The sequence below is a fragment of the Nostoc sp. genome, from assembly GCF_036919815.1.
GTDB lineage: Bacteria > Cyanobacteriota > Cyanobacteriia > Cyanobacteriales > Nostocaceae > Nostoc.
Genome location: NZ_JBALCE010000110.1, coordinates 20,546 through 39,537 on the forward strand (window position 1 = coordinate 20,546; position 18,992 = coordinate 39,537).

At 42.9% G+C, this 18,992-nt stretch carries 17 protein-coding genes; 6 read left to right on the forward strand and 11 right to left on the reverse strand.

Going from position 1 to position 18,992, the window contains the following annotated elements; translation table 11 throughout:
* The first annotated feature begins 556 nt into the window (after window positions 1-556).
* On the forward strand, window positions 557-1,456 hold the full coding sequence (locus tag V7K15_RS24970) for an alpha/beta fold hydrolase (RefSeq protein WP_334909868.1): 900 nt from the start codon (window positions 557-559) through the stop codon (window positions 1,454-1,456).
* A gap of 286 nt (window positions 1,457-1,742) precedes the next feature.
* Here V7K15_RS24970 and V7K15_RS24975 read toward each other — a convergent pair whose 3' ends face one another.
* Window positions 1,743-2,657, reverse strand: coding sequence for a LysR family transcriptional regulator (locus V7K15_RS24975; protein WP_334909870.1), 915 nt, complete (start codon window positions 2,655-2,657; stop codon window positions 1,743-1,745).
* A 103-nt stretch (window positions 2,658-2,760) separates the two neighbouring features.
* On the opposite strand from V7K15_RS24975, the gene V7K15_RS24980 reads away from it, so the two are divergent.
* The gene (locus V7K15_RS24980) at window positions 2,761-3,732 is read left to right on the forward strand and encodes an NmrA/HSCARG family protein (protein WP_334909872.1); all 972 of its coding nucleotides are present in this window, start codon (window positions 2,761-2,763) and stop codon (window positions 3,730-3,732) included.
* An 84-nt stretch (window positions 3,733-3,816) separates the two neighbouring features.
* Here V7K15_RS24980 and V7K15_RS24985 read toward each other — a convergent pair whose 3' ends face one another.
* Complete coding sequence (locus V7K15_RS24985; RefSeq protein ID WP_334909874.1) at window positions 3,817-4,521, reverse strand: diacylglycerol/polyprenol kinase family protein; 705 nt, start codon at window positions 4,519-4,521, stop codon at window positions 3,817-3,819.
* 61 nt (window positions 4,522-4,582) lie between these two features.
* On the opposite strand from V7K15_RS24985, the gene yidD reads away from it, so the two are divergent.
* The 3 genes from yidD to ychF all read left to right on the forward strand — a co-directional run bounded on the left by yidD (window position 4,583) and on the right by ychF (window position 6,369).
* Window positions 4,583-4,819 (forward strand): membrane protein insertion efficiency factor YidD, encoded by a 237-nt coding sequence (yidD, locus tag V7K15_RS24990; RefSeq protein WP_334909876.1) that lies wholly within the window; start codon window positions 4,583-4,585, stop codon window positions 4,817-4,819.
* 215 nt (window positions 4,820-5,034) lie between these two features.
* Complete coding sequence (locus V7K15_RS24995; protein WP_334909878.1) at window positions 5,035-5,232, forward strand: hypothetical protein; 198 nt, start codon at window positions 5,035-5,037, stop codon at window positions 5,230-5,232.
* A gap of 45 nt (window positions 5,233-5,277) precedes the next feature.
* A complete protein-coding gene (gene ychF, locus V7K15_RS25000; RefSeq protein ID WP_334909880.1) occupies window positions 5,278-6,369 on the forward strand; it encodes a redox-regulated ATPase YchF in 1,092 nt (363 codons plus the stop codon).
* Window positions 6,370-6,496: 127 nt separating this feature from the next.
* On the opposite strand, the gene V7K15_RS25005 is transcribed toward ychF, so the two are convergent.
* From V7K15_RS25005 to hisG, 8 genes are all read right to left on the reverse strand, one after another.
* On the reverse strand, window positions 6,497-7,369 hold the full coding sequence (locus tag V7K15_RS25005) for a hypothetical protein (protein WP_334909882.1): 873 nt from the start codon (window positions 7,367-7,369) through the stop codon (window positions 6,497-6,499).
* A gap of 381 nt (window positions 7,370-7,750) precedes the next feature.
* Window positions 7,751-7,909, reverse strand: a complete 159-nt coding sequence (locus tag V7K15_RS25010; protein WP_334909884.1) for a hypothetical protein — start codon at window positions 7,907-7,909, stop codon at window positions 7,751-7,753.
* 5 nt (window positions 7,910-7,914) lie between these two features.
* Entirely contained in the window at window positions 7,915-8,826 is a 912-nt protein-coding gene (locus V7K15_RS25015; protein WP_334909886.1) for a hypothetical protein, read from the reverse strand.
* A 278-nt stretch (window positions 8,827-9,104) separates the two neighbouring features.
* The gene (locus tag V7K15_RS25020) at window positions 9,105-11,384 is read right to left on the reverse strand and encodes a hybrid sensor histidine kinase/response regulator (protein ID WP_334909888.1); all 2,280 of its coding nucleotides are present in this window, start codon (window positions 11,382-11,384) and stop codon (window positions 9,105-9,107) included.
* A 5-nt stretch (window positions 11,385-11,389) separates the two neighbouring features.
* The gene (locus V7K15_RS25025) at window positions 11,390-11,815 is read right to left on the reverse strand and encodes a response regulator (RefSeq protein ID WP_334909890.1); all 426 of its coding nucleotides are present in this window, start codon (window positions 11,813-11,815) and stop codon (window positions 11,390-11,392) included.
* 17 nt (window positions 11,816-11,832) lie between these two features.
* Window positions 11,833-14,394: a GAF domain-containing protein gene (locus tag V7K15_RS25030; RefSeq protein WP_334909892.1), complete on the reverse strand. Its 2,562-nt coding sequence runs from the start codon at window positions 14,392-14,394 to the stop codon at window positions 11,833-11,835.
* A 333-nt stretch (window positions 14,395-14,727) separates the two neighbouring features.
* Complete coding sequence (locus tag V7K15_RS25035) at window positions 14,728-15,702, reverse strand: DUF5996 family protein (RefSeq protein WP_334909894.1); 975 nt, start codon at window positions 15,700-15,702, stop codon at window positions 14,728-14,730.
* A gap of 91 nt (window positions 15,703-15,793) precedes the next feature.
* Window positions 15,794-16,438 carry an ATP phosphoribosyltransferase gene (hisG, locus tag V7K15_RS25040; RefSeq protein ID WP_334909896.1) on the reverse strand — a complete coding sequence of 215 codons (645 nt, stop codon included), beginning with the start codon at window positions 16,436-16,438 and terminating at the stop codon, window positions 15,794-15,796.
* Window positions 16,439-16,486: 48 nt separating this feature from the next.
* Here hisG and rppA point away from each other — a divergent pair, with 48 nt between their 5' ends.
* A complete protein-coding gene (rppA, locus tag V7K15_RS25045; RefSeq protein WP_442949714.1) occupies window positions 16,487-17,224 on the forward strand; it encodes a two-component system response regulator RppA in 738 nt (245 codons plus the stop codon).
* 5 nt (window positions 17,225-17,229) lie between these two features.
* On the opposite strand, the gene V7K15_RS25050 is transcribed toward rppA, so the two are convergent.
* Window positions 17,230-18,732 carry a flavin-containing monooxygenase gene (locus V7K15_RS25050; protein WP_334909898.1) on the reverse strand — a complete coding sequence of 501 codons (1,503 nt, stop codon included), beginning with the start codon at window positions 18,730-18,732 and terminating at the stop codon, window positions 17,230-17,232.
* Window positions 18,733-18,992: the final 260 nt, after the last annotated feature.

Genomic DNA, 18,992 nt, shown 5'->3' on the forward strand with positions numbered 1-18,992 from the left:
AGAAAAATATTGTTAAATTTAGCGTCAGTTTCCAGTTGCAAACCACCCCTTAGCCGATGCCTCATATTTGACAATTTTATAGACTTGATTGGCTGTCGTAAATTGTGAAACTACTGAATCTAACACTGATGCTAATTCCCTCACATCTAAAAATAGCAAAAATATTACTCACATTACAGAAGTCATGATTCCTAATACTGACATAATCTAAGTTGTTAGGACTTACGCAAAACTAGACGCTGTAGGGGCAATACCCTGCGGGAAGCTAAAGCTACGTGAATTGCCCCTACTTAAAAATTAGGGTTTCAGCTATTGTTTGTCTAAGTCCTGGTTGTGAGTCAATTACCTCTATAAAGATGAAAACTCTCTATACTAGATAAAACTATTAGCTTAATGCTAGCCTTATCAGCCTAGAACTTTTCGTAGTGTATGTCTAAGTTATCACTAGAGCAAAGGATTTACTTTAAAAATCTGATAAATTTTATTCAAATTCAAAACAATTTTACTTGCGGCTTGCTGCTGAAAGGCTTTTACCCTTGTTTTCATCAAATTTACCATGACAACCTCAAGTTCAAAAACAGCACTTAACTCTACAAAAACCTGGATTTGGCAAGATTTCCCGATCTGCTATCAAACCCAAGGAACCACTGGCCCTGCTGTTGTCCTCGTGCATGGATTTGGCGCTTCTTGGTGGCATTGGCAAAAAAATATTCCCGTATTAGCGGAAAATTGCCGTGTTTATGCGATCGATTTGATTGGTTTTGGCGCTTCCGCAAAACCTCAACCTGGTGAAAAAATTACCTATACACTAGAAACTTGGGGACAGCAAGTGGCAGATTTTTGCCGCGAAGTTGTCGGTGAGCCAGCTTTTTTAGTCGGAAATTCTATTGGCTGTATTGTAGCCATGCAAGCAGCAGTAAGCAACCCAGATATTGCCTTGGGAGTTGCTTTGCTAAACTGTTCTTTACGGCTGTTGCACGATCGCAAACGGGTAACTTTACCTTGGACTCGTCGTTTTGGAGCGCCTGTACTCCAACGCCTGTTATCTATTAAACCAATTGGTGATTTCTTTTTCAATCAACTCGCCAAACCGAAAACAGTGCGGAAGATTCTGCTGCAAGCATACTCGAATGCTGAGATGGTGACAGATGAGTTGGTAGATATTCTCACTTCACCAGCAAGTGATCCGGGGGCTGGGGCTGTGTTTCTAGCCTTTACTTCTTATTCTACAGGGCCTCTACCAGAAGAACTTTTACCACTGTTACCCTGTCCGGCAATTATTTTGTGGGGAACGGCTGATCCGTGGGAACCAATTAAGTTAGGTAGAGAATTAGCTAACTTTCCGCAAGTAGAAAAGTTTATTCCTTTAGAGGGAGTGGGGCATTGTCCCCAGGATGAAGCACCAGAATTAGTCAATCCGATTTTACTCGATTGGATTTTGGAGCGATCGCGGTAATAAACTCCGCTCAATTTTCACGTAATGGGTGGTGTTGAATATAGTCAAAAAGATTTATTTTTTTTTGATTGAGCCGATACGAAAAATCGACCTTTTGCCACTTTTTTTGTTTAAAAAACTAAAGCCTTAATCAGTATATATCATAAAGGTCTAATACCTTAATATCTCTATACATTTAAATATCTCGTCTGACTTTTGGCACAGTGATGCCATGTTTAGCTGATGGGTGTCGCCACTGTCTATGGCAGATAATTGGGCAGACTTCGCTTAAGCGGTTCGTAAGCGTTCAATCTACAACATCAACTCGCTTTAAAGCAGCCGTCAATTCTCTCATAAACTCAACAAAAACGCGAACTTTAGCCGAGAGATAGCGTTTTTGTGGATACAACACTGCGATCGGTAATCCAACTTGGGGCGTGTAGGGTTGGAGAATCGGTTGGAGGTCTCCACGTGCGATCGCTTTCGCGGCAATAAATTTGGGAAACTGAACCACACCGGCTCCTTGAATGACTGCCTCTAAAATAACTTCTGAATTATCGAATTGCAGATAACTGTTAACGGAAAGGTCAATCAATTTTCCATCTTGTTCAAACTTCCAGTTAGGTTCTCGTCGGGTCTGTGGAAAGATAAAGTTGACACAGCGATGCTGCAATAGTTCTGTAGGCGTTGTGGGCGTACCATACTGGGCTAGATACTGTGGCGAGGCACAAGTGATGTAGCGTGCAGTTGCCAGGTGTTGCATAAGTAAACCGCTATCGCTGATCATTCCAATCCGCACAGTCGCATCAATGCCTTCTTCAATCAGATCGATCAAGCGATCGTTAAAAGAAACATTCAGGTTTAGCTCCGGCTCTGCGGCAAATCGCAGCAGAGCCGGAGCGATATGCAGTTTGCCAAACACAAAAATCAGATCAAGCCGCAATGTTCGGATCGGCATGGATTGTGATTGTTTGACTTCGAGTTCGGCTTCTTCCAAGTCGTTGAGAATTTGCTGACAGCGTTGATAAAATCGGTTGCCATCTTCAGTCAGTGCCAAACTGCGAGTCGTCCGATGGAGCAAGCGCACCCCCAAGTTATCTTCTAAACGCAATACGGCTCGACTCACTGCTGAAGGAGCCATGCCTAACTGTCGTGCTGCCTCCGAAAAGCTGCCATGTTGAGCGGAGCGCATAAAAATCATCAGGCTTTTGAGCTTGTCCATTCACGCAACCGCATCTTTGAATTTTTTGCATAACTGTTTTGAAGTTTAACTACTTTTTCTTTCTTTCTGTAGAAGCTACCATACTGAATGAAAGTTGGACAAGATGAAACAAACACACAAACTGGGTGGAGAAGGTATGACGCAGAAAACAAACGAAAAACGACTTATCTTAGTCACCGGAGCCACGGGCAATCAAGGCGGCGCGGTGGCGCGTCATCTTTTGCAGGGCGGAAAGTTCACTGTTCGTGCCTTCGTGCGTGACCTAAACAAACCTGCCGCCCAAGCGCTTAAGCAAGCGGGCGCAGAGCTCGTAGAAGGAGACTTTAGCGATCGCGCTTCACTTGATCGCGCTTTGCAAGGTGCTGACGGCATTTTTTCGATGCAAAACTTCCAACACGGATCGGAAACTGAAATCCGTGAGGGCAAGGCTGTTGCAGACGCTGCTTTATCTGCGGGTATCCAGCATTTCGTCTACAGTTCGGTGGGGAGCGCAGAACGCAAAACTGGCATTCCGCATTTTGACAGCAAATTTCAAGTCGAAGAATATATTCGAGCGATCGGGTTGCCCTACACGATCATGCGTCCGGTTTTTTTCTTTTACAATTACAACGCGATGCGCCCGATGGTTGAAAACGGAACGCTTCCACAGCCGCTCAATCCTGAGACGAAATTGCAGCAGCTTTCTGAAGATGATTACGGGGAAATGGTCGCCGAGGTGTTCGATCGTCCCGCAGATTTTTTGAAACGCGAGCAGGAAGTCGCCAGTGTGGACATGACCATGACAGAAATCGCTGCCGCGTTCAGCCGTGTTTTAGGAAAAACCGTTAACTACCAACAAATTCCGTTTGAAGCATTTGAGCAGCAAGCCGGAGAAGAAGTGACCCTGATGTATCGCTGGTTTGAGAACGTCGGCTACGCAGCAGATTTGGCACAGTTAAAACGCGATTTTCCTGCACCGAGCGACTTTGAATCCTATTTGCGCGTTGGCGCAGCCTCTCTGAAAGAGAATCACGGTTGGGTAAAACCAGGCGCAAGCGCGTCCGATGTCGAATCAAAAGCCGTACAGAAAGCTTAAGTTAACGCTAGCCGCCTGGGCGTAAGGCTGATCATGTAAGGAGGCTCGTTACTAACAAGCCTTTAGGAATAGCACTCAAGACAATTAGTAACTCAAAACTAACTGACTTAAAAAGAAAGCAAGGGCTGCACTGCCCAAAGGAACTGTCAAATTGTCAATACCCAAAAATGAAACAGCTTCTAAAGCAGTAGCTATAACTGCTACTAACATTGATACTGCCCAAGTTTGCCAACTGTTTCCTTGAGTTCCAACTAAAATCAAACTACAGACGAGAAAGCTAACGAGCATCATCGTTAGGGAGCCTTCCCAACTTTTTTGCGTCCCAAAAACTTTATACTTGTGTGTACCAAAGCGTTGCCCAATCAAGGCTGCTAATCCATCTCCCCAAGTCATGATCAAAATTCCTACTGCTGCGTACTGGGGTTGTTGCAAGTACCAGAACCAGGCGACTAAAATACCGAAACTGACAGAGTAAAAAAATGTCCCTAAACTTTGGCGTCCAACACTATTAATACCAGGAAGAATGGGCAATCGGTAAGATAATAAGGTGATTGCACTCGCTAAAATTGAAGCTGTAATCCCTACAATGGCAGGAATATCTAGCCACCAAGCAATTAAAATCACATTACCAGTGCCAATATGAACAATCTTCCGCACGATTTCTGGCTTGTCGGCGAAGCGGTTTACCACCGATGCAATCAAGAGGATGAGTAACACCCAAATTGCAGCGATTGCAATTTGCAGCCATAAAAGCGGAATTGAGGTGAAGTCAGAAAATGTAATTAACAAAGATGCAACAAAATGAAAATTTTTACCTCTGTTACTAATTTATAAGATTTGGGTAACTGCTATGAAATTATTATTGATTTGGCTGATTCAGGGCTACCGAATGTTTATCTCGCCGTTGTTTCTCCCGACTTGTCGCTTTCAACCAACTTGTTCGATGTATGCTATTGAAGCTATTGAACGATTTGGGGTGTTGCGTGGTGGGTGGATGGCAACTCGGCGGATTTTGCGCTGTCATCCGTTTCATCCAGGTGGTTATGATCCAGTGCCAGAGGTGGTAGAAAAGGTAAAAGAGCAGTAGTTTGGTAAAGTTTTGCGTAAAATTGTGGGGAATTGAGGGTGGAATTTAAACGCAGAGGGGCGCAGAGGGAACCGCAGAGGAACGCAGAGAATTTTAATGGCAAGAGCGGTAAATTATTAAAGGATGTGTTCGTGGGTATAGCTATTTGGGGAGATGTCAACAGATAAGGTTGTCATCTACCGTGGAAAGGTTAAATAATTTAATTTGGACTTACCATGATTAATCCTACTGCGATTTCTATACCCGAACCACAAATTCCCAATCCTGGCCCGAATCCATTACCGAGTCCCGAACCTGTACCGGGGCCAGGGATTCCTCAACCGTTACCTGGGCCTGTACCAGAACCAGTACCTGCTCCCATTCCTCAGACAGTTCCAGGGCCAATTCCCCAAACCATACCGGAACCTGTTTAGATTACCTTGGTAATGTAATCCAAAATCTCAAATCTAAAATCCAAAATGCTAAGAGCCGGAATTGTCGGACTTCCCAACGTCGGAAAATCTACTTTATTTAATGCTGTAGTTGCTAATGCCAAGGCAGAAGCAGCTAACTTCCCTTTTTGCACGATTGAACCGAATGTCGGCGTTGTCGCAGTACCGGATGAACGGTTAAATGTTCTTGCTAAGATTGCCAGTTCGGCACAAACTATCCCGGCGCGGGTGGAATTTGTCGATATTGCCGGTTTAGTTAAAGGTGCAAGTCAGGGTGAGGGACTAGGAAATCAATTCCTGTCCCACATCCGGGAAGTTGATGCGCTCGTCCATGTGGTACGCTGTTTTGAGAATGACGATATTATCCACGTTGCTGGTTCTGTTGACCCAGCGCGAGATATTGAAATCATTAATATAGAGTTGGGTTTATCAGATTTATCACAAATCGAGCGGCGAATTGACCGCACTCGCAAACAAGCTCGTACTAGTAAAGATGCACAGTTTGAAGTCTCAGTCTTAGAAAAATTAGCTGCGGCTTTAAATGAAGGTAAATCGGTGCGTCAGGTAAGCTTGAATGAAGAAGAAACAGAAATTATTAAAGGACTGGAACTGCTCACTTATAAACCGATTATCTACGCCGCGAATGTATCTGAGGAAGAGTTGGCAACGGGTAATGATTTTGTGGAAACAGTGCGGCAAATTGCAGCTACAGAAAATGCCCAAGTTGTGATAGTTTCGGCTCAAGTTGAAGCGGAATTAGTGGAATTACCAGAAGAAGATAAATCTGATTTTCTTGGTTCTTTAGGTGTGGAAGAAGGGGGTTTGAAATCATTGATTCGTGCAACTTACATGCTTCTAGGCTTGCGGACATATTTTACCTGCGGGCCAAAAGAAACCCGCGCTTGGACGATTAATGCGGGAATGTCTGCACCTCAAGCTGCTGGTGTAATCCACAGTGATTTTGAGCGGGGATTTATTCGCGCCGAAACTGTCGCTTATAAAGATTTGGTAACAACTGGTTCGATGAATGCTGCGAAGGAGAAAGGGTTGGTTCGCAGTGAAGGGAAAGAGTATGTTGTGCAGGAAGGGGATGTAATGTTGTTCCGATTTAATGTGTAGGGGTAATTAATCAGTGGCCGTTATCAATCAGATAATGGTCAACCTACACCAAGTTGCGTAGGCTTTGCCCACCGTAGGCATCGCACCAGCAATTCTAAATTCAAAATTTTACAGGGTGCAGAAATAACTATTTGCAATTAACGAAGGTCAATTTAGGAAAAAACTCCAAAGCGGCACATGACACTAACATCGGATCTTCAATCGGAGGATTCGTATTTGCAACAATGTGAGTAGCAGTAACTTCTTTGAGAGTCCAATTAAAATCTTCTTTTCTATTATCAGCAATACTTTTAACCTGAGTGTAGAAATATTCGCCACGAGCTAAACGATTAGAACCTTGCTGTGTATCACAAGCATAAGAATCATGTTCAGGAGGTAGAACTTTATTATCTTTTGTACCTAAAATTATTGTCATTGGTATGGTAAATGTTTTTTTCAAATCTACAGATGATAGTGGCTCTCCAGTTAGTTTCTTCAGACCGCAAGGATATTCCCTATTTTCATCCGGTATTGTATAGGAACCTGCCTCAGCAGCCACAGCCTTTTGAATATGTGCGAATGGCATAAAGATAACCATTCGATGTACGAACTGTGCGCCCGCAGAGTGACCATAGAGATAGTAATTATTAGCCTTTACTTTCGTGGTTCTTTTGACAAAAGTAAAGATATTTTCAATTTCAGTAAATGCCCATTGGTTTCGAGGATTTAAAATCTTTAAATCTTCTGTAAACATATTGCCAAGATTATAACCCACAGCTTTTGGAAACCACTTTTGTTCAAACTGGGGAGCAAGTAAAATAAAATTCGTATGCTCATCACTGTTGTATTTATAAATCTTTCTCCAATCATTTCGATAATCTTCAGCATTACGTTTTTCACCATGCATAGCAAATAAAACTTTAGTCTTTTCCTGCAATGTATCAGGTAAATAGTAGTAAATAGGAATAGAAAAATTACCAGATTTCACTTTGTAAATAAAACACCCTTCTCCCTTTTTCATGAATCGTAAATTACAACTATTATCTGAATTTATTAAGGGGTAATTAGACGCATTAACAAAATAAGTTGAACAGAAACATAAAAATGCAATTGTAATAAAAATGAGCCACTTTTTCATAATATAAAAAATCTTAAACAGCAGATATTTTTTACTAGTTTAGTATAGAACCTTCAGTGTTACACTAACGGAATTGAGACAAAAATTCAACTGGGTTAAACAGCTTGCGATATATCCACGCCCAAGTGTTTAAGCCACTCCACTATCACGCTGATTATCGCTCTTCTATGACTCTGGAGAGAGAATAATCCAGGCGATTAGAAATCGCGGCTACACAAACTCTCGTCCGCCTGCGCGGACTAAGGTCAAAATAGGGTTTCAAATTTAATCTGACGAGAGTAATAAAAGAGCGTTATCATCAATCGCCAGAGAACTTATTTCCATGCTGCGATCGCTATAAATAACTTGACAAACTTTTGGTGTGTGCATATAGATATGTAAGGCGATCGCAAATAAACTACCAATTCTGAAAACAAAGGACATACCGTTCAGCTACTTCCACCCACAATGTATACATAAGAACCCAAATTTTCATCATCTGTACCAACCACTACACCACCTTCTGCACCGGTAACAAGTTCTATACCTTCGATTTTGTGGTAGTTAGAGCGGTAAAAGGGAACAAGTTGAGGATTTTGCTGCCAAGCAATTTTGTTACCACGTAAACCCAAGTAACCAGCGACATACACAGCTGACTGAAATGGACCATCATCTCCAGCATCACTTGCTGAGGTGATGTAGACAATTCCTACGGGGTCTACTTTAATATCTGAAATATGACGAACATTGCCAGATGGAAACGGTACTTTCAGCTTCGCAGAACCGGCGAGAGTGATTTGATATTTAGCCAAGTCAAGCACTCCCCAAAAAATAGTTGCTGGTTGTTCTCTTTCACCTCGATCTGCCCAAATAGCAACTAATTTTCCATCTATATTTTGTAATCCAAATGCTTCAAAATTATTTCCGGGAGTGATTCCTGGTAGATTGAATCCCCTCAGAACTGAGATGGTTTTGTTGGCAGACTCTAACCTGATGTAATAAGCTTTTCCCGAACTGCTTAAAGCGATAAATGAGGATTTTGTTTTCTCTGGAACAGATGTTAAAGCTTCTAAGTCGATGGGCAATTCTATGTTACTTGGCCAGTTTAAAGGGAAATATTCAGGTTGGTTCTTACCCTTAATACTGATGATTGCTAAACGACCTTGGTTTTTTTGTTTGTTGTCATGGACAATCAGAAAATCTAGGGTATCGCTTTGCTGCTTTATCAAAGCTATACCACCAATACCGAAAGGGATACCACCGCGAACCGGACGCCAATCTTGCGCCCAAACTTGCACAGATATGAGTAACAATGTACTCAAGATTACTATATTGATGATTAACTTCAGAAACCGAGGCATAATAACTAAATGAATGAGTGAATGAGTATCGCTAACATAAGTGTATTAACCGATGCTCAATCATAACCAATCCAGGCGATTAGCATTTACATCAAGGAAGCCGCCTTTTGTACTTACAGTTATCAGTTTACTTAGGAATAAGAATTAAATAACATACAATTTATGTCCCTAGCTTACCTCACCCTCAATCCCTCTCCGATATATTGGAGAGGGAAGCTAGAGACAGGATGAAGTTTTCCATTTTATTTAATCTACATTCCTTACGTAATTACCAGATTTCACGATAGTACTTTTTGTAAAGAAAGCAATAATTCGTTGACAGTATAGGGCTTGGGCAAAAACATATTCACACCAATAGCAGCTACTGCACTGAGCTTATTGTCAGGCATAAGTCCACTGCTAGCAATAATTCTGACTTGGGGGTTGATTTTTCGCAGGGTACGGATGGCAGTTAAACCATCTAGCGATGGCAGCATAATATCCATTAATACAACACTAATTTTGCCCATATTTTGAGCGTATTGCGCGATCGCCTCAATGCCATCACTAGCAACTAAGATTTTGTAGTTGTGATCTTCTAGTGATGTTCTGGTAATCTCTTGAATGGCAATTTCATCGTCCACAACCAAAATCAATTCTCCATGTCCTGTCTGTGGTGGCAACTCTTCTGGGGTGAATATTTCCATTCCCCCGACTGCTGGCAAGTAAACCTTAAAGGTAGTGCCACTTCCGGGTTCGCTATCCACCTTCACAAAACCTCCGTGACTTTTAATGATCCCAAGTACGGTGGAAAGTCCTAAACCTGTGCCTTGTCCGACATCTTTTGTGGTAAAGAATGGCTCGAAAATTCTATCTAAGATTTCTTTAGGAATCCCAACTCCAGTATCACAGACAGTAATTAGTGTGTAAGACCCTTCTTTAGCTTCCAGGTTGATGCGGGCATAATTTTCGTCAATCAACACATTTTCGGCAGAGATACTCAAACTACCGCTATTGGCCATAGCATCGCGGGCGTTAACGCAGAGGTTCATCAGCACTTGATGCAGTTGGGTGCTATCTCCTGAAACCATCCACAAATCCTGCGGTACATCAGTGCTAATTTCTATCGATTTGGGAAATGTCTGTTTGAGAATCTTCGCAACTTCCAGAATCAAATGCTTGATTTGCAAAGTGATGCGCTTCCCTTCTACACCCCGCGCAAAGGACAGCACTTGTTTGACTAAATCAGCACCGCGTCTAGCGTTAATTTCCAAAATCTCTAATAGATGGCGAGTTCGCTCATCCGCATCAGGAAATTTCAGTGGTAACAGTTGCGCTCCTACCAAAATCGGTGTCAGGATATTGTTAAGATCGTGAGCAATGCCACTAGCTAGAGTGCCAATACTTTCCAGGCGTTGAGCGCGAAACAATTGGGCTTCTAAATGTTTTTTCTCGGTAATATCTGTGTCAACCGTGAGAATTGATTTGGGTTTGCCTTGTTCATCGCACACTAGACTCCAGCGACTAGCAACGAGGATTTCTTTGTCAGTTTTGGTAAGTTTAGTTAACTCGCCCTGCCACTTACCTTTACTAATAACTTGCAACAGAGCCGCTTCGATTTCTGGTGAATGTTCGTCAAACAAAAGCTCACTAGCATTTTTGCCCCAAGCCTCTGTAGCTTGCCAGCCGAAAAGTGTTTCTGCGCCTTGGTTCCAGAAGATAATTTGATTGTTTAAATCTCGCACGCAAATGGCATCTGTGGTGACATCTAGTAATGCTGCTTGTTCGCGGATTTTTTCTTCTGCCAATTTGCGTTCGCGTAGCGCCGCTTGCTGTTCGCTAATATCGATACTGGCACAAGTCACCCCGACAACTTCTTGAGACTCATTTCGCAATGGCTCGACAGTTAAATCATAATATCGAGTTGTATCTCTGATTGTAATTGATACTTCTTCTCGCGTTCCTCTCCCCGTGTTTAGCACCCCACGTTTAATTGCGATCAGACGTTGAGCATCTTCAACTGGGATAATATCCAAGTCTTGTTTGCCCAATATTTCCTCAACTGTCAATCCATCGGGGGGATTGTAAACCCAGGTGTAGCGTAACTCCCGATCTTGGTTGTAGACAAAGATTGGAGAGTTTTTCAGGGCAACCCGAAATCGCTCCTCACTATGGCGCAGTGCGTCGTCTGCCCGTTGACGCTCGATCGCATAACGTATTGAGCGTACCAGCAAGTCGCCAGTTAGTTGCCCTTTCACCAAATAATCCTGCGCTCCTTGCTGCATTGCGCTAATTGCCAGGGTTTCATCGTCTATACCTGTCAGCACAATTATCGGAGTAGCTTTTGCCTGATGATGAGCGATGACAAAGGTTTCTAGTCCTTGGCTATCTGGCAGCGAGAGGTCTAACAGAATTACATCAAAAATTTCCTTTGCTAGGTAGTTGAGTGCTTCATTAAGCCGCTCAACGGGGATCAAATCAACTACAACTGTGGTAACTTCCCTTAATAACTCCTGTAATAAAAAGACATCACCAGGGTTATCTTCTACTAATAAGACTTTAATATGTTTACCTGCCATTTACACTACTCCGGTGGCAGTTTTACGATCGCAAACCAAAAATTTTCTATTGATTCTACAATTTTAACGAATTGATCGAAATCTACTGGCTTACTTATATAACAGTTAGCAAAAAGATTATAAGCTTTCAGGATGTCTTCTTCAGCTTGGGAAGTCGTCAAAATCACTACAGGTATTCGTTTAAGGTTTTCATCTCCTTTAATTTCTGCTAATACCTCCCGCCCATCTTTTCTAGGGAGGTTTAAATCGAGCAGTATAATATCTGGATGGGCTGCTTTGACATATTTTTCCTGTTTTCGTAAGAATGCCATTGCCTCTACACCATCTTCGACCACATTCAGGTGAATCGAGATTTTGCTCTCTTCCAGGGCGATACGTGTGAGTTGGGCATCGCCAGGATTGTCTTCTACTAACAAAACCTGAATAGGCATAATCCCTCTTATGGCGCTTATGATTGCTTAATATCTCTATCTGGAATTGTGAAGTAGAAAGTCGAGCCTTGATCCGGTTTCGACTCAACCCAAATCCGGCCGCCGTGGCGTTCTATAATTTTTTTACAAATTGCCAGACCAATTCCAGTACCGGGATACTTGCCTCTACCATGCAAGCGCTGAAAAATTATAAAAATTCGTTCAGCATACTGGGATTCTAAACCAATAGCATTATCACGCACCCAGAATAACCATTCATCTGCCGACGGGATAACATTTAAACTTTCCCCATCTAGATTTACACCTGGCTTTGCTACTCCGATGTGAATTCGTGGCTGCTGATGACGGCAAAATTTGATCGCGTTGGCGATCAGGTTTTGAAATACTTGTGTCAGTTGGGTAGCATCAGCCATGACTTCAGGTAGAGGATCATGAGTGACAACTGCTTTACTATCTGCGATCGCCAGTTGAAGATTAGCGATCGCCTGTTCTAAAACAACACTACAATCAACTGGTATAAAGGGCTGTCGCCGGCTGCTGAGGCGGGAGTAGTTCAACAAATCGTTGATCAGGGTCTGCATCCGCCGGGCACCATCTACTGCATAGGTGATAAACTGATCGGCATTGGCATCCAGTTGATTTTTATATCTTTGGTCTAGTAGTTGTAAATAACTTGTTACCATCCGCAACGGCTCTTGCAAGTCATGGGAAGCCACATAAGCAAACTGTTCTAATTCCGCATTAGAAAGAGCGAGTTCCTGACTTTGCTGGGTTTCTTTTTCTAATAGTTGCGCTTGAGATAAAGCAATCCCAATTTGATTAGCTAATTGCTGTAACAACTCCGTCTCAAAGTTATTCCACTGTCGAGGTGCAGCGCACTGATGAGCCAGCAACAAACCCCAAATGTCATCCCTGACAAGAATTGGCACTATCAGACTAGCCCTGATCGCAAATTCCGCCAGAAATTCTCGATGGCAGGGGTGAATATTAGCAGCTTCAATGTCTTGAATGGTACTGACTCTTCCCTGGCGATATCTTTCTAGATAGTCTTCTTTAAAGCAGGTGTCGAGCAGATTTCTTCCGAGAATTACCGGCCAACCCGGTAGCACCGCCTCTTGCACCACTGTTCCCGAACCATCAGGCCACAGTTGAAAAATCAAAACTCGGTCAGCTTGAAGTAATTTTTGTACTTCAGTAACCGCAGTTTGCAGAATTTTGTCTATTTGTAAAGATTCTCGAATTTTCAGGGTGATTTCGGCAAATAATTGCGATCGCAGATTTTGCCGTTTTAATTCTTCTTCTACCAGCTTGCGATCTGTGATATCAGTATAAGAACCCACCATCCGTACTATATCACCCAATGCGTCCCAAAGTGCCTGTCCTCGATCTAGAATCCATTTATAGCTGCCGTCTTGGCATTGGACTCGATATTCACAGACGTAAAACGGTGTTTTTTTGGCAAAGTGGTCTTGAAAAGCTTGAACTACGCAATTTTGATCATCGGGATGGATTCGTTTTGTCCATTCATCCCAACCGATGGAAACTTCCTGGTCTTTATAGCCGAGCATCTCCTTCCAGCGAGTTGAGAAGAACACTTCATTAGTCTTGAGGTTCCAATCCCAAATCCCATCCTTATTACCATGTAATGCTAATTGCCAGCGTTCTTCACTTTCGCGTAGGGCTTCTGCTGTTTTGCGTCGTTCAGTAATGTCTTGAAAATAAACAGATAAGCCGTCTTTTGCAGGATAAGCGTGGACTTTCAGCCAGCAGTTTAGTGGCGGATAAAATTCCTCAAATTCCACACTCACCTGTTCTAAGATTGCCCTGTGATACTCACGATGGAATGTTGTGTCAATAATTTCTGGAAACACCTCCCAGATGTTTTTACCCAAAAGCTCATACTGGTTTTTTTGCAAGAGCCGTTCGGCTTCACCATTAATGTAGGTGAATCGCCACTTATTATCCAGGGCAAAAAATCCATCAGTGATGCTTTCGAGAAGATTCGCAATGCTGGTTCTGGCGGCTTCAGACTGAGCGTGGACTGTTTGCTTGTGCGCCAAGAGTTTCTCGGTAGCTTCAGATACCTCAGCTACATAACGCCTGAGTTCTAGTTGGTCCATTACCAAGCGACTCAGAGCTACAAGCGCCTCCACTTGTTTTTGGCTCAATTGCCGGGGAACTTGGTCAATCACGCACAGAGTTCCTAGCATATCTCCCTTGGGGGTAATTAGGGGTACACCTGCATAAAACCGCATATATGGATAGCTAGTTACTGCCAAATTCTTTGCCAATTTTTCATCAGCTAGAGTATCGCAAACCACTACAACATTACGCTGCTCTTGGCAAAGGTAAGATAATCCAACACTCCGGGGCATTTCTGATATATCTAAACCGACTTTTGCTTTAAACCATTGACGATTTTCATCAATAAAATTTACCAAGGAGATGGGAGTGCCACAAATAGACGCCGCTAACTGGGCAAGATTATCGTAGGCTTCTTCCGGTTCAGTGTCAAGAATTTGATACTGGCGGAGGGTTTCTAGCCTTGCCTCTTCTGTATCAATGTGTCCAGCTTTCATTGACTTTTCTTAATAAATTTAAATGTGATATTCAGTCAGCAGCGTGTCTATCTCCAGAATAACTTAAGCTTTTTTAATAATTCTTAGAAATAAGAATTAAATAATATACAAATAATATATAATTTATGTCCCTGGCTTACCTCACCCTCAATCCCTCTCCTGATAAAGGAGAGGGAAGCTAGATACAGGATGAAGTTTTCCATTTTATTTAATCTACGTTCCTTAGTCCTTTTCGCGCCTCTAGCTGTTCAGGAAAGTTTGTTTAAATTTTGTCAAAATGCTACATCCACATTAAAAGCGATGCTTAGTAGCAAGTTATTCACTCACTGGCAGTCAAATCTTTCTGCCTCCTACCTTGTGTCTTGAAAGAGGGTTAACCACTGGATTGTATTCCAATGCGGCACGATCCCATTGTGCTAAATTAGCGACTGCTTCGTATGTACTTTGGAGAAATCCAAGCACCATTGCATCTGGGTCGTTAGCCTGCCGCACCACTTCATAGGGCAGGATGAATTCTTTCATGTCCGCGCTATAGAAGGCTGACTGCGGCTGAATTGGGTAATCTTTGAATCCCTCTGGCTCCGGGTAAGCATACGCATAGAATAGGGCTTCGAGCGATCCACCTCCAAACCAAAAACCACAACTGCTGACCTCATGCGAATAGGCTTCTCGCGTCACCCAATCTGCCATATTAGGCACACCACCCGGATGTTCGGGAGCGCGTCGCCCAGAGAAACGAGTCACCGCCAAGTCAAAGCTGCCCCAGAAAAAATGCACGGGGCTACATTTCCCGGCATAGCGAGAGCGGAATTGGGTCATGATGCGATCGCCTTGAACCAGAATTTGCCAAAACCGTCGAGCATACTCACAGTCGTAGACAGCGTGTTGCTCGTCTTGTTCAAAGGGAATTGGATCAGCGACTTCCTGCGGCATTGTCCAGATTTGCACTTCGATTCCGATTTCCTTTAAGGTATTGATCACCGCTTGATAGAAGTCAGCTACAGAGCGAGGCTTGAGTTCAATCATTCTCGTCGTGCGATCGCTTGTCTCAATCAGGAGTTGATTAAGAAGAAAATCAAAGGTGATTTGAAAATTACCGGTTCCATAGGGAATTGTCGAAGTTGTCAGTCCACGAGGAGTGACATACAACGTTGCGTGCCACCAATGATTGATTTTGGGAGCTAATGCTAACCGAATTTTGCCAACAATCTGAGTCCAGAGATGCAGTGTTTTATAAGTATCCTGCCACGGCGCAACAGGTAATGGAAGCCAGATATCAGTCGGTGAAGGGTGTAATGGAGTAGTCATAATGCGTACCTCTATGCAAGAAATTAGCGTTAGATACGAGAAAAATTTTTGAGCATCTCAAATGTGCAAAATTCCCCTCTGACTGGAACTGTTAAACCCCTACCAAAACCTCTGACCGCAGCTTGGCAATCACATCACTTAGATTACCCGTGTTTAGGCGATAACTCAGAGGATGGGCAATCAACCGCGCTGTACTTTCATAAAGAATGGCAATTTCAATCAAACCATTTTCGCGCAAAGTCCGCCCTGTGGAAACCAAATCTACGATCGCTTCTGACATCCCAGTAATCGGACCTAGTTCCACTGAACCATACAACGGCACTATTTCCACAGGTAAATCTAGACTGTGGAAATATTCACGAGCGCAATTGACATACTTGGAAGCAACTCTACCATGCGGTGGTAAATCTAAAGGCGATCGGTAAGAACTGGATGCTTTTACCGCCACTGACATTCGACAATGCCCAAACTGTAAATCCACCAAATGGGCAACTTGTGGCTGCTTCTCCCGCAGCACATCGTAACCAACAATACCCAGTTGTGCTTGACCATATTCTACATAAACGGGTACATCTTGCGCCCGCACCAGCAAACCTTTTGCAACTCCTTTAGTATCAGGAATTTGAAGTTGGCGATTTCCTGAATCTAAAAAAGCACTAAAGTCTAAGCCCACAGATTGTAGCAGGCGGATGCTATTTTTAAGGAGTTCCCCTTTTGGCAATGCAACAGTTAGCATTCTTTTTTTAGTATCCTTGGCGTTCCGGCAGTTGAATAATATCTCTATATGCTTACCACAAGCAGCATCATAATTTTATTAGTTGATGATGAAGTTGAGCTAACTGAACCCTTGAGTCGCTTATTAACTCGTGAGGGTTATACTGTCGATGCCGCTTACGATGGAACAAGTGGCAGCGAATATGCACAAACAGGCAATTATGACTTATTAATTTTAGATTGGATGTTGCCAGGAAAGACGGGGTTAGAAATTTGTCAGGAATTGCGACATCAAGGCAAAACCACTCCTGTTTTGTTTCTCACAGCTAAGGATACTCTAGATGACCGCGTACAAGGTTTAGATGCTGGTGCAGACGACTATTTAGTTAAACCTTTTGAACTGCGGGAGTTATTAGCCAGAGTCCGGGCTTTATTGCGTCGTTCTGGTTCTCAAACTTATGAAACCACTACCGGACGGCTAACTGTCGCTGATTTAGAACTCGATTGTGAAAATCAAGTAGCCTATCGCCAAGGACGAATAATTGAGCTTTCGCAGAAAGAAAGCCAGTTATTACAATACTTTATGGAACACACTGGACAACTAATGACTCATGCCCAGATTATGCAAAATTTGTGGCAAGAAGAACAACCCAATAGTAATGCGATCGCGGCATTAATTCGTTTGCTGCGTCGTAAGATTGAAGTAGGTAGAGAAACTGCGTTGATTCACACAGTCTACGGCAAAGGCTATCGTTTTGGTGCTTTATCAATGGAGTTAGTTCACCCACCTACTTCCAACTCACAATGATTAGATTAATTGGTAGGTGAATCATTGACATTTCTCGGTCTTTGCGACTTTAATTCCTGTCGAAGTTTGTTGTAAAGGGATGAATCCACAGGCATAATTATCTGTGAAATTCCCTTCCAGACACCAAGTTGATTATTTGCACCCATATCTTCCATGAGTTGCTCAGTGTAACGCAAGGAAAACTCGGCAATGCATGTCGCCTTCGCCACAACACGATGATAGTGAGTTTTCATCCAATCCATATCTGCTGCCATTTCTTGATACATTGCTGACGGCGAAGGCAATAACAAGTTGCCTTTGACATACTCTAGCAGCCACCAAGCACTAACTTCTGATGTTAACTGACTATATGAACTGCTGTTATAGCCAACAAAACCCATCTGGGGAATATTAGGGTGAATCAGATAACGGTAAAGGCTAAAATTACCATCTTCATCGACTACCTGTCGGCGATATTCTTCTTCGAGAAAGGGAAGTTCTTGGCGAAATCCTGTACCAAAAATTACTATATCTGCCTGCAACTGTTGACCATTGGCTAATTCTACGCCACCACGGATAAACTTGGCAATGCTCGTTTTAATTGCCTGGATTTTACCAGAGTGTACATACTTGAAGAAATCTGGAGGAGCTATAGTAATTTTACAGTTAACCTGATTCATCGGTTGTTCGGGCAACATCCCGCAGCTATCAAGACCGAATTGCAGGCGTAGCACCGTCTCGTTACTGCGCCAGAAAGCCCATACTAGGGGCTTACCCAGAGTGTGCAGCAATCTTTCAAGCCGTCCCATTTGACGGTAAGGGAACCAAGCTTCTGAAAAGCGGGTTAATATAATATACTTCAGGTTTACTAAACCCAGGAAAAATCTCGGAATCTTCCACAGAGGCTGACGGAAGACGAGGGTGGATTCTTTGGCTGTGTTCGCCGCCACAGTCGCAATGTCGCAGGCAGACTTACCAAAACCTACTACCACTACCCGCTTACCCTCAATAATTGAGGCATTGTTAAACTCAGTAGAATGCAGTACCCGTCCTCCAGATGCTACGAACTCGTCCTTACCTGGTAAGGAAGGTAGCTTAGGGGTGCTAAATATCCCATTGCACACTAGCACAAAGTCAAATTCGTGCTTTTCCTCTTTTTCATTCACTCTGATGGTAACTATCCATCCTGGTTGTTCTCCAGTTTTTCGAGAAACATTGGTCACTTCTGTTTGAAAGCGAATCCTCTCAAGAACCCCAAAATTATGGGCGTATGAATTTAGGTAATTCTGCATATCCTCTGCTGTCGGCCATTCTGGGTAGGATGCAGGCATGGGATAGTCTGAAAAACTAAATGTGTCACCCGTATTCTGGGTTGTTAATCCTGGATAACTTCGAGATTTTTCCCAAACACCACCAAGTCCTTTTTGTTTCTCAAATACAGTAACGTCGTACCCTTCCTCGATAAAAGTTTTAGTTGTTACTAGACCACTGATTCCAGCCCCAATCACGCAAATTTGTTTGATTTCCATATTCTTTTTTAAGTAAATTGTAAAATAATTTCTGTAAACGGGTATGATCACCCAGCTAAGGTTTCAAACCACTCGCCAGAGAAGAAGCAAATGAACGCTGGTGATTCGACACCATGCTTTGTTGATTCCAATATTTGGCTTTATCGTTTCATCTTCAACCCCAGCGAGCCAAATGCAATCCAAAAGCAACAAATAGCCACAAACCTTACAAGTTCTAACCGAAAACTGATGACTACAGGTTTTTAACAACACCAAAAACT

Coding starts and splice junctions, on each gene's coding strand:
- V7K15_RS24975 (WP_334909870.1), bottom strand. CDS start 2,657: ATGGACAAGCTCAAAAGCCTGATGATTTTTATGCGCTCCGCTCAACAT.
- V7K15_RS24995 (WP_334909878.1), top strand. CDS start 5,035: ATGATTAATCCTACTGCGATTTCTATACCCGAACCACAAATTCCCAAT.
- V7K15_RS25015 (WP_334909886.1), bottom strand. CDS start 8,826: ATGCCTCGGTTTCTGAAGTTAATCATCAATATAGTAATCTTGAGTACA.
- V7K15_RS24970 (WP_334909868.1), top strand. CDS start 557: ATGACAACCTCAAGTTCAAAAACAGCACTTAACTCTACAAAAACCTGG.
- V7K15_RS25035 (WP_334909894.1), bottom strand. CDS start 15,702: ATGACTACTCCATTACACCCTTCACCGACTGATATCTGGCTTCCATTA.
- V7K15_RS25050 (WP_334909898.1), bottom strand. CDS start 18,732: ATGGAAATCAAACAAATTTGCGTGATTGGGGCTGGAATCAGTGGTCTA.
- rppA (WP_442949714.1), top strand. CDS start 16,487: ATGCTTACCACAAGCAGCATCATAATTTTATTAGTTGATGATGAAGTT.
- V7K15_RS25005 (WP_334909882.1), bottom strand. CDS start 7,369: ATGAAAAAGGGAGAAGGGTGTTTTATTTACAAAGTGAAATCTGGTAAT.
- yidD (WP_334909876.1), top strand. CDS start 4,583: ATGAAATTATTATTGATTTGGCTGATTCAGGGCTACCGAATGTTTATC.
- V7K15_RS25020 (WP_334909888.1), bottom strand. CDS start 11,384: ATGGCAGGTAAACATATTAAAGTCTTATTAGTAGAAGATAACCCTGGT.
- ychF (WP_334909880.1), top strand. CDS start 5,278: ATGCTAAGAGCCGGAATTGTCGGACTTCCCAACGTCGGAAAATCTACT.
- hisG (WP_334909896.1), bottom strand. CDS start 16,438: ATGCTAACTGTTGCATTGCCAAAAGGGGAACTCCTTAAAAATAGCATC.
- V7K15_RS25025 (WP_334909890.1), bottom strand. CDS start 11,815: ATGCCTATTCAGGTTTTGTTAGTAGAAGACAATCCTGGCGATGCCCAA.
- V7K15_RS25030 (WP_334909892.1), bottom strand. CDS start 14,394: ATGAAAGCTGGACACATTGATACAGAAGAGGCAAGGCTAGAAACCCTC.
- V7K15_RS25010 (WP_334909884.1), bottom strand. CDS start 7,909: ATGTCCTTTGTTTTCAGAATTGGTAGTTTATTTGCGATCGCCTTACAT.
- V7K15_RS24980 (WP_334909872.1), top strand. CDS start 2,761: ATGAAACAAACACACAAACTGGGTGGAGAAGGTATGACGCAGAAAACA.